14 protein-coding genes are annotated in these 13,479 nt (G+C 45.5%); 4 read left to right on the forward strand and 10 right to left on the reverse strand.

The window, feature by feature from the left end; genetic code table 11:
* Positions 1 to 3 precede the first annotated feature (3 nt).
* The 7 genes from paaG to paaA form a co-directional block, all read right to left on the reverse strand.
* Positions 4 to 795 carry a 2-(1,2-epoxy-1,2-dihydrophenyl)acetyl-CoA isomerase PaaG gene (gene paaG, locus J7649_RS07495; RefSeq protein WP_219307159.1) on the reverse strand — a complete coding sequence of 264 codons (792 nt, stop codon included), beginning with the start codon at positions 793 to 795 and terminating at the stop codon, positions 4 to 6.
* Positions 795 to 1,565: an enoyl-CoA hydratase-related protein gene (locus J7649_RS07500; RefSeq protein ID WP_005104871.1), complete on the reverse strand. Its 771-nt coding sequence runs from the start codon at positions 1,563 to 1,565 to the stop codon at positions 795 to 797. Before J7649_RS07500 ends, paaG begins: the two co-directional genes overlap by 1 nt.
* Before the next feature lie 42 nt (positions 1,566 to 1,607).
* Positions 1,608 to 2,666 carry a 1,2-phenylacetyl-CoA epoxidase subunit PaaE gene (gene paaE / locus J7649_RS07505; protein WP_219307178.1) on the reverse strand — a complete coding sequence of 353 codons (1,059 nt, stop codon included), beginning with the start codon at positions 2,664 to 2,666 and terminating at the stop codon, positions 1,608 to 1,610.
* A gap of 75 nt (positions 2,667 to 2,741) precedes the next feature.
* Positions 2,742 to 3,242 (reverse strand): 1,2-phenylacetyl-CoA epoxidase subunit PaaD, encoded by a 501-nt coding sequence (gene paaD / locus J7649_RS07510; protein WP_005247163.1) that lies wholly within the window; start codon positions 3,240 to 3,242, stop codon positions 2,742 to 2,744.
* A 28-nt stretch (positions 3,243 to 3,270) separates the two neighbouring features.
* Positions 3,271 to 4,026, reverse strand: a complete 756-nt coding sequence (paaC, locus tag J7649_RS07515) for a 1,2-phenylacetyl-CoA epoxidase subunit PaaC (RefSeq protein WP_026056591.1) — start codon at positions 4,024 to 4,026, stop codon at positions 3,271 to 3,273.
* A gap of 17 nt (positions 4,027 to 4,043) precedes the next feature.
* Positions 4,044 to 4,334 (reverse strand): 1,2-phenylacetyl-CoA epoxidase subunit PaaB, encoded by a 291-nt coding sequence (gene paaB, locus J7649_RS07520; RefSeq protein WP_004279183.1) that lies wholly within the window; start codon positions 4,332 to 4,334, stop codon positions 4,044 to 4,046.
* 33 nt (positions 4,335 to 4,367) lie between these two features.
* On the reverse strand, positions 4,368 to 5,312 hold the full coding sequence (paaA, locus tag J7649_RS07525) for a 1,2-phenylacetyl-CoA epoxidase subunit PaaA (RefSeq protein WP_219307180.1): 945 nt from the start codon (positions 5,310 to 5,312) through the stop codon (positions 4,368 to 4,370).
* Between the two features lie 262 nt (positions 5,313 to 5,574).
* On the opposite strand from paaA, the gene paaZ reads away from it, so the two are divergent.
* The 3 genes from paaZ to J7649_RS07540 all read left to right on the forward strand — a co-directional run bounded on the left by paaZ (position 5,575) and on the right by J7649_RS07540 (position 10,440).
* Positions 5,575 to 7,686 (forward strand): phenylacetic acid degradation bifunctional protein PaaZ, encoded by a 2,112-nt coding sequence (paaZ, locus tag J7649_RS07530; RefSeq protein WP_219307182.1) that lies wholly within the window; start codon positions 5,575 to 5,577, stop codon positions 7,684 to 7,686.
* Positions 7,687 to 7,879: 193 nt separating this feature from the next.
* Positions 7,880 to 9,319, forward strand: coding sequence for a spinster family MFS transporter (locus J7649_RS07535; protein WP_219307184.1), 1,440 nt, complete (start codon positions 7,880 to 7,882; stop codon positions 9,317 to 9,319).
* Between the two features lie 185 nt (positions 9,320 to 9,504).
* Positions 9,505 to 10,440 carry a tRNA dihydrouridine synthase gene (locus J7649_RS07540; RefSeq protein WP_219307186.1) on the forward strand — a complete coding sequence of 312 codons (936 nt, stop codon included), beginning with the start codon at positions 9,505 to 9,507 and terminating at the stop codon, positions 10,438 to 10,440.
* Positions 10,441 to 10,813: 373 nt separating this feature from the next.
* Here the strand turns inward: J7649_RS07540 and J7649_RS07545 are convergent, their stop codons facing one another.
* From J7649_RS07545 to rpe, 3 genes are all read right to left on the reverse strand, one after another.
* Positions 10,814 to 11,299, reverse strand: coding sequence for a methylated-DNA--[protein]-cysteine S-methyltransferase (locus tag J7649_RS07545; RefSeq protein WP_004279178.1), 486 nt, complete (start codon positions 11,297 to 11,299; stop codon positions 10,814 to 10,816).
* 72 nt (positions 11,300 to 11,371) lie between these two features.
* Entirely contained in the window at positions 11,372 to 11,689 is a 318-nt protein-coding gene (locus J7649_RS07550; protein WP_004279177.1) for a DMT family transporter, read from the reverse strand.
* A 628-nt stretch (positions 11,690 to 12,317) separates the two neighbouring features.
* Positions 12,318 to 13,004 (reverse strand): ribulose-phosphate 3-epimerase, encoded by a 687-nt coding sequence (gene rpe / locus J7649_RS07555; RefSeq protein WP_005247170.1) that lies wholly within the window; start codon positions 13,002 to 13,004, stop codon positions 12,318 to 12,320.
* A gap of 168 nt (positions 13,005 to 13,172) precedes the next feature.
* Between rpe and J7649_RS07560 the strand changes: the two genes are divergently transcribed.
* On the forward strand, positions 13,173 to 13,451 hold the full coding sequence (locus tag J7649_RS07560; RefSeq protein WP_153566722.1) for a DUF2218 domain-containing protein: 279 nt from the start codon (positions 13,173 to 13,175) through the stop codon (positions 13,449 to 13,451).
* The last annotated feature ends 28 nt before the right edge of the window (positions 13,452 to 13,479 follow it).

A 13,479-nucleotide genomic window follows, 5' to 3' on the forward strand; every position in this document is an offset into this window, starting at 1 on the left:
GATTTAGCATCCTTTATATTCAGGGGTACGCTTCTGCATAAAGGCTTGTACACCTTCTTTATAGTCGCTTGAACGTCCAGCCAGACGTTGCAGGTCACGTTCCAGAATGAGCTGCTCATCCAGATTATTGTCGGCTGCGGCATGGATGGCTTTTTTGATCAGGGACAGACCATAGGTCGGTTGCTGTGCCAGATGCTCTGCCAGTTTTTTCGCTTCTGCTTGCAGTTTTTCATCTTCAACCACTTGCCAGATCATGCCCAGTTGTACTGCGCGCTCAGCCGGAATTTTATCGCCGAGCATGGCAAGGCCCATCGCCTGAGCACGCCCGACCAGACGCGGCAGGAACCAGGTACCGCCTGAATCTGGCACCAAGCCAAGACGGCAAAAGGCCTGAATAAAGGAAGCCGATTTTGCTGCCACCACAATGTCACAGGCCAGGGCAATATTGGCGCCTGCCCCTGCTGCCACACCATTCACCGCACAAATCACCGGTTTAGGCATTTCAGTAATCAGCTTGATCAAAGGGTTGTAATATTTTTCAATCGATAGGCCTAAGTCCGGTGCATCGGCATTCGGATCGACCACACGGTCATTCAGATCCTGACCGGCACAGAAACCACGGCCTTCAGCTGAAATCACCACGGCACGAATCTGGCTGTCTTTGGCCCAGGCCTTGATGACCTTGGAGACTTCCTGATGCATGGTTTCATTAAAACTGTTGAGCTGTTTTGGACGGTTAAAGGTCAGGTAGCCCACTGCATTTTTTTCTTCGACAATAATTGTTTGATAATCCATTACACACCTCTAAATTCTGGTTTTCTTTTTTCTAAAAATGCATTAATGCCTTCCTGGCGATCTTGGGTTGCAGCCAGCCAGACAAAATGTTGACGTTCCAATTTCAACCCCTGACTTAAAGTCACTTCATGGATCGACTTTAAAGATTGCTTGATGGCACGAATGGCCAGCGGTGCCTGCTTGGCAATTTTTTCTGCCAGTTCCAGTGCGTATTGCACGGTCAATCCTGCCGGACAAACCTGGCTACTAATGCCATGTTGCAAGGCTGTTTGTGCCGAAATCATTTCACCAGTCATGGCCCAGCGCATCGTTAATTGCTGACCGACCAGACGGGCCAGACGCTGGGTTCCACCGGCACCCGGCAACATACCCAAACCAATTTCAGGCAAGGCAAACTGGGCATTTTCTCCGGTCAGCACCATGTCACCATGCAAAGCCAACTCGAAACCTGCACCAAAAGCATAACCATTTACGGCCATGATTAAAGGCTTGGAAAATTCATCAATTTTTTTCCAGAGCAGTGGGCGTTGGTCTTGCTGGATGCTGACCACATCTAACTGCGCCAGCTCATTTAAATCAGCACCGGCAGCAAAGCATTGCGTATTTCCGGTGATGACCACGGCTTTCACAGCAGCATCTGTTTCCAAGTCCTGTAGACAGGCTGCAATGTTTTGCAAGGTGGCATTGTTTAAAGCATTGCGCTTTTCTGGACGATTTAGCTCGATCAGTACCACACCCGGCTTGGGTGAGCTGGTTTTAATGTAGGTCATCCTTGAACTCCTGCTATGCTCGCGGTGCTGTAAATTCAGCTTTTATTCATCAAAACTGAGTCGGACATTGGCCGTGGTTGGACGTGCCTGACAACTGAGCACATAGCCTTTCTGAATTTCATCTTCCTCCAGACTGTAATTCACCGCCATTTCAACCTGTCCCTCTAACACCTTACATTTACAGGTGGCACAAACGCCGCCCTTACAGGCATATGGCAGGTCGGCTCCGGCACGTAGCGCAGCATCTAAAATACTGTCATCCTGCTTAGAGACTTCAACAATCAGCTCGCGACCATCGAGGATGATATTGACGCGTTCTTCGCTGCGGCTTTCCATCTGCTGGGCGGTTGCTTTCGGTGCAGTACCCGTATTGAAGCGTTCCGTATGAATCTTGCTGCGTTGAATGCCCCAAGTCGGTAATACCGTTTCGACTGCTGTCATCATTTCTTCAGGACCGCAAGCGAAACAGTGATCTGCTTCGGCAGAAATCAGATTGGCCTGAAATAACTGCTGCAATTTGTCTGCATCAATCCGACCATTAAAGATGTCACTGTCATTCAGTTCACGTGAAAAAATATTTACCAGTTGCAGACGTTCCTTAAAACGGTCTTTCAAGTCCATGATCTGTTCAGAGAACATGGTCTGTTTCCAGGAGCGGTTGCCATATACCAGAGTGAATGTTGCTTCCGCTTGACGGTTCAACACCGACTTTACAATCGATAAAATTGGCGTAATGCCACTGCCTGCTGCAAATCCTAGATAATTCTGGCCACCAGCCTTGGCGGCTTTCTGAAAGAACACCCCTTGCGGTGGCATGACTTCTAGTACATCCCCCGCTTTGAGATGCGTATTGGCCCAGGTTGAAAACTGACCCTGATCAATTTTTTTAATCGCAATGCTCATGTCTTCCTGAGTATCACTGCAGATCGAGTAGCAGCGGCGCAGCTCGCCGTCATCAGTTAAATGACGAATGGTGAGGTGCTGACCCGGCTGATATTGAAAAGTATCCAACTGCTCAGGCGCGAGATCAAAGGCAATGCAGATCGCCTGCTCGGTTTGTGGCTGAATCGATTTAATGGTTAATGGTATAAATTGGCTCATGGCAAAATCCTTCTTTTAGGTGGCGGTGTTCAGGCTTGTTATTGGTTTACCCTGCCCACCGCGCAATCGTTACAATCAAATACATTTGAAATAGTCAAAAGTTTCTAAGCAGTCCCGACATTGATATAAAGCTTTACAGGCGGTCGAACCGAATTCACTTAATAATTTGCTGTTGTTACTTAAGCACTGTGGACAGGTGATGCCATCGGTCAATGCCACATGCGTACCACAGCTATGTGACTGGCCTTGCGGCGGGGCAATACCATATTGCTGTAATTTGTGTTTGCCCGATTCACTCATCCAGTCCGTGGTCCAGGCTTGAGACAGGTCCACAATGACTTTGACCGGCGTCAAACCATTGGCCTCGAAAGCCTGGGTAATTTCTGCTTTTAATAAATCCGTGGCCGGACAGCCGCTATAGGTCGGCGTGAGTCGCACCACAATTTCATCCTGCTGATTCAGCTCGACGCCACGAATCATACCCAGATCAATCACTGACAATACCGGAATCTCTGGATCAGAAACCTGCTGTAAAACGTCCCAACATTGATCTTCTACGTGTCGAATCAGATTCATGCGACTCACTCCCTGTGATTGTGCCGAATTACCAGTTCATGTTTGGATATGAGCGCTGCATGTATTGCAGTTCAGCCAAAACAAAACCGAGATGTTCTGTATGTAAACCCTGTTTAGCCCCACTGCGATAAGCGCCTAGCTCTGGCAGGCTTAATTCAAATCGCGCTAACTCGGATGTAATGGTCTCCAGCCACTGGGCTTTTAAATTTTCAATATCTGGAATGACACCGCTATCGACCAACTGTCTTTCATCAGCCGTCAGAACAAAAAGTTCCTCGGTAAAACGCCATAACTGGTTTAAACCTTGCTGGGTTTTTTCATGCGCTTCTGCGGTACCTAAACTTAAGCGTTCCATCCAGGTGGTGGAAAAACGCTGGTGATATTTCACTTCTTTGAGTGATTTCACTGCAAAAGCCGCCAACTCAGCATGCTGACTTTGACTTAAGGCGCTAAACAATAAAGCGTGGTAGTGATCCATCAACCACTGGCGCACCAGGGTCTGGGCAAAGTCACCATTCGGCTGTTCACACAGCAGCAAATTACGGTATTCACGTTCGGTACGGAAATAAGCCAGCTTGTCTTCATCACGGCCCTGTCCTTCCACTTCACCCGCCAGACTGAGGGCAGTACGTGCCTGACCCAATAAATCCAGTCCGATATTGGCTAAGGCAATATCCAGCTCCAGTTCAGGTGCATGACCACACCACTCTGCCAAACGATGAGACAGGATCAGTTGACTGTCACCCACATGTAAAAGAAATTCTGCCAATACTTGATTTGTCATATTCTTCACCTTTCCCTTTACATGTGCTCGATGCCAGCTGGAATGTTATAAAAGGTTGGATGACGATAAACCTTGTCCAAAGCGGGTTCAAAAAACTCTGCTTTTTCATCTGGCTGGGAAGAGGTAATCAATTCAGATTTCACCACCCAGATACTGATGCCTTCATTGCGGCGGGTATATACATCGCGGGCATTTTGTAGTGCGACTTCCTCATCCGGCGCACGCAGGCTGCCGACATGACGGTGACTCAGACCCTGTTTACTACGCACAAACACTTCATAAAGTGACCAGTTATTTTTGTTATTCATGAGCAAATTTCCTTATATCGATCAAACTATTTTTTAAGCAACTTTTTGTGCTGCTGACTGTTGCTGCTGTTTCTGCGCATAGACGGCTGCTGAATCACGTACCCACTTGCCGCCTTCCCAAGCTTTGCGGCGTGCTTCAATACGCTCATGGTTACACGGTCCCTTGCCTGCAAGAATCGTAAAAAACTCATCCCAATTGATTTCACCAAATTCGTAATGTCCGGTGGCTTCATTGAATTTGATGTCTGGATCTGGAACGGTTAAACCTAGCTGTAAGACTTGCGACACGGTGTTATCGACAAATTTCTGACGTAGCTCATCGTTGCTGAATAATTTAATTTTCCACTGCATACTTTGTGCACTGTTCGGTGAATTATCATCACTTGGACCAAACATCATCAGTGCCGGCCACCAGAAACGGTTCACTGCATCCTGTGCCATCTGCTTTTGTTCCGGCGTACCATTGGCCAATTCCATCATGGCTTCAAAGCCCTGACGCTGATGGAAACTTTCTTCTTTACACACACGCACCATAGCGCGGGCATAAGGACCATAAGATGTACGGCACAGCGCAACCTGATTGACAATTGCTGCACCATCTACCAGCCAGCCAATCGCGGCAACATCGGCCCAGCTCAGGGTTGGATAGTTGAAAATTGAAGAATATTTCATGCGACCGGCAATCAGCTTATCCATCATGTCGTCACGATCCGCACCCAAGGTTTCTGCAGCACTGTACAGATACAAAGCATGACCGGCTTCGTCCTGAACTTTTGCCATCAGCACAGCTTTACGCTTCAAGGTCGGTGCACGGGTAATCCAGTTGCCTTCCGGCAACATGCCCACCACTTCAGAGTGTGCATGCTGACCAATCTGACGAATCAAGGTCTTACGATAAGCATCCGGCATCCAGTCCTTCGGCTCGATGGAAATATCTTTTTCAATCTTTTGATCGAAGATTTGTTGTTGATTATTCATTGTTCCCTCACTTATCCCAAGTGTTGATACACTCAAATTAAAACGATACGTAATTAAAATCAATATCTATTTATTGGTATCATTTAATTTTCACTCCTTATTTTTAATAAATATTTGTTTTATATAACTTAATATTTTTTATTTTATTGTTACGCATTTTTAAATACAGATTTATGATTGACATTTTCAATTTTTCAACACAAATTATGAAACATCAAAATTAAAATACATCTCAAAACGTATCATAAATGGAGTTTTTACAATGTTAGAGTTAGACAGCAGCTCAAGCACAACGGATTATCAAGATACTGCATCAACCCATAATCCTATTGCCATCAAAAGCTTAGCTTCACTGGTGTACGGCCAGGAATACGCAGCGCAAGCCGATTTACGTACGGTTTATCATGCCATTAGCGGTGAAGCGGTTTATCAGGTCGGCAGTCAGGGCATCGATACCCAAGCCGTGGTGAAGTATGCCAAACAAAAAGGCGCGACTATTGCCACATGGACCTTCCATCAACGTGCCAATGCACTGAAGCAAGTGGCTCAGTATTTGATGGAACGCAAAGAAGACTTTTATGAGCTTGCCAAAGCAACCGGCTGTACCCGTAAAGATGCCTGGATTGATATTGAAGGCGGGATTGGCACCTTATATGCTTATTCGAGTTTGGTGCGTCGTGAACTGAGTGATGAAACAGCATGGGTCGAAGATGCCTGGATTCCTCTTTCTAAGCAAGGTAGCTTTGGCGCGAAACATATTCTGACGCCTAAAGCCGGTGTCGCCGTGCATATCAATGCCTTTAACTTTCCGATCTGGGGCATGCTGGAAAAAATCGCACCGACACTGCTGGCAGGCGTACCCTGTATTGTCAAACCGGCCACTGAAGGTGCCGAGCTGACTCATGCCGTGGTCAAAGCCATTCATGAAAGCGGTTTCTTGCCAGAAGGTTCATTGCAGCTCATTTGCGGACAGGTCTATGATTTATTTGATCATTTAAATCCTCAAGATACGGTCACCTTTACCGGTTCTGCTTCAACAGGGCAAAAACTGCGTTCGCATCCACACTTAAATGCCTACTCGATTCCATTCACCATGGAAGCAGATTCAGTCAATAGTGCAATTTTGACGGCGCAAGCCAATGATGAAACGATTGATTTATTTGTCCGTGAAGTTTTCCGTGAAATGACCAGCAAAGCCGGACAGAAATGTACCGCCATTCGTCGTGCCTTTGTGCCAGCCGAGCTATTGGATACAGTACAAGACCGTCTGATTGCAAAACTGAAAAAAGTGGTTGTGGGCGATCCGGCTCAAGAAGGCGTCAGCATGGGCGCTTTGGCCAGCGTCAAACAGAAACACGATGTCGCGGCAAAAGTTGAACAGCTCAGCCAGGATGCAGAGATCGTATTCGGTAGCCACTTACGTCAGGACTTTAAGATTCAAGTACAAAATACGGAGAAGTCTGCATGCTATCCACCTACTGTGTTGGTCTGCAAAGCGCCAGCTCAGGCAGAAAATATTCATAAGATTGAAGCTTTTGGGCCTGTAGTGACTTTAATGCCATATACTGACCTGGCTCAGCTTGCTGACCTGGTGGCACGTGGCGAAGGTAGCTTGGTAGCATCCATCGTACGCAATACCGATGAAAATATTGAACAACTGCTGAGCAAAATTGCGCCATGGCATGGCCGTGTCCATATTCTGGATGCAGAAAGTGCCAAAGAAAGTACCGGACATGGCTCTCCATTACCTTTGCTGGTTCATGGCGGACCGGGACGTGCTGGTGGCGGTGAGGAACTCGGCGGTTTGCGTGCAGTCAAACATTATATGCAACGGACTGCGATTCAAGGCTCGCCAAATGCCATGACCCAGGTCGGCCATAGCTGGACAGCTGGCGCTCAAGTCTTTGAAGACCGCGTGCATCCTTTTAAAAAATCATTTGATGAATTGCGTATCGGCGAGCGTTTACTGACTGCACGACGTAGCGTGACCGAAGCGGATCTGGTGAATTTCGGCTGTCTGAGCGGTGATCACTTCTATGCGCATATGGACAAGATTGCTGCAGCAGAATCCCTGTTTGGTGAACGTGTGGCACATGGCTATTTCGTGGTGTCTGCTGCGGCCGGTTTATTCGTTGATGCCGCCCAGGGTCCAGTCATTGCCAACTATGGCATGGACAACTTGCGCTTTGTAGAACCGGTGAAAATTGGCGATACCATTCAGGTGGAACTGACCTGTAAACAGAAAACTCCAAAAGCACTGCGCGATCCGGCCCAGAAACCACATGGTGTCGTGGTCTGGGATATTAAAGTGAAAAACCAGCGCAATGAACTGGTTGCAACCTACGATATTTTAACGCTGGTTGAACGTGGCTAAAAATTCACACCAAAAAAAGGAATAATTATGATTCCTTTTTTTTATCTTTAAAAATTATTTGTATCTATTTTTAAAAACAGATTGACATCTATCTATTTAGGCTCTAGATTATTTAAATGCGATACAACATAAAAATAATAATCAGATTAAAAGTATCAAATAAATATCTTAAACGATCAGCACAGGATGTTGCATGATGAATGATAAATCGCTGAACCTAGAAATGGTTGAAAGGACGATTCAACCAACAGATCAAAATTTTGAGCCTATACCGACAGAAACGGCCGTACCGCTGTCTGAACAGATTGAACCACCACCGGAAAGCAGCACCTATCAATGGTATGTGGTGGTCATTTGTATGGTGGCTTACATTCTGTCATTTGTAGACCGTCAAATTTTATCGCTCATGATTGAACCGATTAAAGCCGATTTAATGCTAAGCGATACCCAGTTTAGTCTATTGCAAGGTTTGGCCTTCTCCTTGTTTTATGCCATTATGGGTCTGCCCATTGCCGCGCTGGCGGATCAAAAGTCCCGAATTAAAATCATTGCGACCGGGATTGCATTCTGGAGTCTCGCCACAGCGGCATGTGGTCTCAGTAAAAACTTTATTCAAATGTTTATTGCACGTTTGAGTGTCGGTGCCGGTGAAGCCGCGCTTTCCCCTGCCTTTTATTCAATCGTTGCCGATTTATTTCCGAAAGATAAATTAGGCCGTGCACTCGGTGTATATGCGATTGGTGCCTTTATTGGTTCGGGCCTAGCTTTCCTGATTGGCGGCTATGTGATTGGCCTGCTAAAAGATGTCAGCTTCGTAGCCTTACCCCTCATTGGTGAAGTGAAAACCTGGCAACTCACCTTTATGATTGTGGGTCTACCGGGCGTATTGCTGGCTCTACTCATGGTGCTGACGGTGCGTGAACCTGCACGTAAGGGGATGAAAGTCGGTCAGGATGGCCAAGTCATTAAAGCCTCTTTCAAAAATTCGATCGGTTTTATCAAGACACATAAAAAGACCTTCTTCTGTCATTTTATTGGTTTTTCTTTTTATACCATGATGTTGTATTCGCTGCTGGGCTGGGCACCTGCCTACTACATGCGTAATTTCGGTCTGGATGCGAGTCAAACCGGTTATATCCTCGGTACGATTATTCTAGTCGCGAATACTTCAGGTGCCTTGTTCTGTGGCTGGCTGATCGACTTCTTCTCGAAACGTGGCTATAGCGATGCTGCAATTCGTACCGGTGCCATCGGCTGTGCAGCGCTGATTATTCCGAGTGTGCTATTTACTCAGGTCGATAATATGCAGCTTTCATTTGTGCTGATTTTTGTGGCGATGTTCTTCTCCACTTTCCCGATTCCTGCATCGGCAGCTGCCACGCAAATGCTGACACCGAATCAGCTACGCGCACAGGTATCTGCCAAGTTCCTACTGGTTTCAAACCTGATTGCCTTAGGCGTCGGAACCACCGCTGTGGCATTAATCACGGATAAATATTTCCAGAATACCTTAATGGTTGGTAACTCGATCTCGATCGTCAATGCGATTGCCGGATTGATTGGCTGCTTCCTGTTGTACAAGGGCTGTCAGTATTATCGTGAAAGTATGAAAGTCGAGAAACTGGCTGACTAAAATGGCTGGATATTGCTAAACCTTCTTAAGCTTCACTTTTAAAGGCCTTTAATCCACATTAAGGGCCTTTTTATATCCGCCCAAAAAGTTCAATTTTCAGGTACTCATCATTCAATTCCCATCCAGCCTAGACAGGCTGCCTAAAAAAACGTATAACACCGTTTTAAATTTACAGGTGTGCACCGTTGAAACTTGTGCTTGCTCCCATGGAAGGCTTAACCGATCCGATTATGCGTGATGTGCTGACATCCGTAGGTAGCTTTGACTGGTGCGTGACCGAGTTTATTCGTGTCACCGACTCCATTCTGCCCGATCATATTTATCATACTTACTACCCTGAACTGTTGAATGATGGCAAGACGGCGGCAGGTACACCGGTACATGTGCAATTCTTAGGAAATAATCCGGAGATGCTGGCAGCGAATGCCGCCAAAGTGGCAGCCATGGGTGCACCGGCAATTGACATGAACTTTGGCTGTCCGGCCAAAACCGTGAACCGTCATCGCGGGGGCTCAGTCCTTTTAGATGAACCCGAAGTCGTACATGAGCTGGTTAAAGCCGTGCGTGATGCCGTTCCTGCACATATTCCGGTTTCTGCCAAAATGCGTCTGGGTTATATGGACCGTAATTTCATGCTGGAAAATGCGCATGCCATTGAAGATGCTGGAGCAGCGTGGGTTACCGTTCATGCGCGCACCAAAGCCGATGGCTATACTCCGCCCGCATTCTGGGACCAGTTACAACCGATTCGTGAAGCACTCAAGATCCATGTAATCGCCAATGGTGAAATCTGGAACAATGCCGATGCCAAACAGTGCCGTCTAGAATCCGGTTGCGAAGACCTGATGATTGGCAGGGGTGCAGTGACCACACCCGACCTGACCCAATGTATCCGTCAAAATTCGGATGCACCTTTGATGAACTGGAATGAACTGCTGCAACTGCAAATCCGTTTTATTAACGGTCCCGCCAAAACTGAGATCGGGATGGTCGGCCGTTACAAGCAATGGCTGGGCATGATGTCGAAACATTATCCTGAAGCCAAAGCATTATGGGATGAAGTAAAACGGATTAAAGTTCTGGCCGAGATTACCGAAAAACTGAAAGCTTCAAATATTTAAAACTAAAAAGCCTTTGAATCATTCAAAGGCTTTTTTATGGGCTCGTAAAAGCTTATGACTGCTTAGGCTGTTTTGAATACCACTTCGAAATAAATCCAATCACAAAGTATGAATAGATTAATTTCTACTAGCAGAACATCCATATTCTAATTTTTCATTTGTTTTAAATTTTTAGATATTAAAGTTCTTTCATAAATCATTTTTTATAATCACTACAAAGGAAATACCCTCTCCTTGTAGGAGAGGGCGAGGGAGAGGTTTTTACCCCCTCATCTCCTTGCTAAGCAGTGCTTCTTATCCCAGAGGGAGAAGGAACTTTTAATATTCATTTTAAAATGAATAGAACGATCATTTTTTGATTTATAAAAGAGATTTATGAATGCGTCCGCTCAATATTTAACAGGATTTCTTTTTTATCCAAACCACCGGCAAATCCTACCAGCTTGCCACTGCGACCAATCACCCGATGACAGGGTGCAATAATCGAAATCGGGTTTTTGCCATTGGCTGCACCCACGGCGCGTACAGCCTTGATATTACCCACCTGTTCAGCAATGTCGCGATAGCTTCGCGTCTGTCCGTAGGGAATATTCAGTAGCGCCTGCCAGACTTTTTTCTGAAAATCAGTACCGGCAAAGTCCAAAGGCAGGTCAAAAACATTGCGCTGACCGGCAAAATATTCCTGGAGCTGACGTCTGGTTTCAATCAAAACCGGATGCTGCGGATCTTCAACCAAGGTCGCCAGTTTCACCCGATTCGGCTGTTCACAGTCCCAAAGCACAGCCACCAGCGCGGTTTCATTCGCGACCAGTTGTAGCTGACCTACGGGAGAATCCATATAGAGATAACTTAAGTTCATGATGGCGCCCTGTCCCAATCACTGAGTTCATTTTCTATATTAACCCAGTTCACCGAGACAGGCAGAAACAAATTATGAAGAGGATACTTTCATCAGTACCAGACCGGAAATGATGAGTACGGCAGCCAGCATACGCAATGCTGTAGCAGGTTCACCCAGAACCCAAATACCGATGAGAAATGAACCCACTGCACCAATCCCGGTCCAGATCGTATAGGCTGTACCTAGCGGCAAAGTACGCATCGCATAAGCCAGTAAAGCAAAACTGAGTACCATGAAGACAATGGTAATAATACTTGGAGTGAGTCTGGTAAAGCCTTCAGACAGCTTCATCGAATATGCCCAAACGATTTCAAAAATACCCGCAAGAATAAGTACGATCCAGGCCATGCAGCCCTCCTCCTTTTATATAAGAATCAGGCCGTCCTGACGATTTTTCCTGTAAATTCCGATACGTAATTCACAAGGGAGGTCGTTCCTCCTAGGTGTAAAAATTTGATAAAACCGCGTTTCAGCAATCTGGCTATTTTTACAAAACATCACTTATCGAGATACAACTTAACTTTGTCTTACTCAAATCTTCACGACATTCATGGCTACTCTGGTTATGGTAGATTTTGAAAATGCCAAGTCAGAAATAGTTCTAATAATCGGGCAATTCATTCACAACAATTACATGAGAATGGACTCAGAATATTAAGTTATACACATCAATTAAATTTAAACTTTGTCTGGAGAAATTACATAATGAAACACAAATATACGACACATTGATCACTTTTTGCCTGGTTCCATTATCAACCTATGGTGAATAAACAACCACCAAAGACAAGAGTTATAGGCGATAAAAAAGAACCCAATTTGAGTTCTTTTTATACAAATTTTGTCTAAATCGCAATCAATCAGGCTACAAACGATTACATTTTATGCAACATATCCATATGGTTATCAACATAGATATCTACACACTTATCCATAAAGTTATCCACATATTTATGCACTTATGAGTTTTTAACGATTACAGTTGAACCTGCCCTACTCTCGCTAATTCCGTACGCATTTCATCAATCACAGCTTTATAATCCGGCTTGCCAAAAATAGCTGAACCAGCTACAAACATATCGGCACCCGCTTCGGCAATTTCACGAATGTTGCTTGGCGTAACGCCACCATCGACTTCCAGACGAATATCACGACCTGAAGCATCGATCAGTTTGCGTGCCTGACGCAATTTATCCAAAGTCATTGGAATAAATTTCTGTCCGCCAAAGCCCGGGTTCACGCTCATGAGCAGGATTTGATCGACTTTATCCAGCACATAATCCAGGTAATGCAATGGTGTTGCCGGATTAAATACCAGTCCCGCTTTTGCACCACCTGATTTGATCAACTGTAAAGAACGGTCAATATGATCAGAAGCTTCTGGATGAAAAGTAATGATATCAGCACCCGCTTCAAGGAAATCCCCGATCATGCGATCCACCGGCTTAACCATCAAATGCACATCAATGGGCGCCTTGATCCCATAATTTTTCAAGGCCTTACAAACACCTGCACCAAAAGTCAGGTTCGGTACATAATGGTTGTCCATGACATCAAAATGAACAACGTCTGCACCTGCTTCCAACACATTCTCGACTTCTTCACCTAAACGGGCAAAGTCAGCAGATAAAATAGAAGGGGCAATTAAATAAGGCTTGGACATGGGAGAACCTGGCTTGTTGAAATTGGATTTTTCCCATTATATCAAATCCGCTCCGGCTACTGTGATTCGATGTTGCAAGATTAAAACGCTGTGTAACGCTTTGAGGCTTATGCCGGCATCACCGCTTGGTTTAAAGTACAGGATAATGATGAATAGTGTAGAAGACTGATGAAAAGTATTGCCCATATCCAGACGCAACAAGCTTCACGAATTGCCAAACGCCTGGCCAATCACTGGAAACATAAATTTAATATTGATGAAACCGAACAAAATTTCCTGATTCATTTTCCAAATGCTGAAGTGATATTGGCTCCTGAACAGGATCATCTAACCGTAACGATTCAAAGCACAGATGAATTTACTGACCTGAATAAACTCGAAAATGTGGTTCTGGATCATCTGATCCGTATGGGACAGGAACATCTGACTGCCGACTGGCAAAGATAGGGGCTAAAAAGCCTTAGTGATCAGGGCA

The sequence above is a fragment of the Acinetobacter lwoffii genome (assembly GCF_019343495.1).
GTDB lineage: Bacteria > Pseudomonadota > Gammaproteobacteria > Pseudomonadales > Moraxellaceae > Acinetobacter > Acinetobacter lwoffii_P.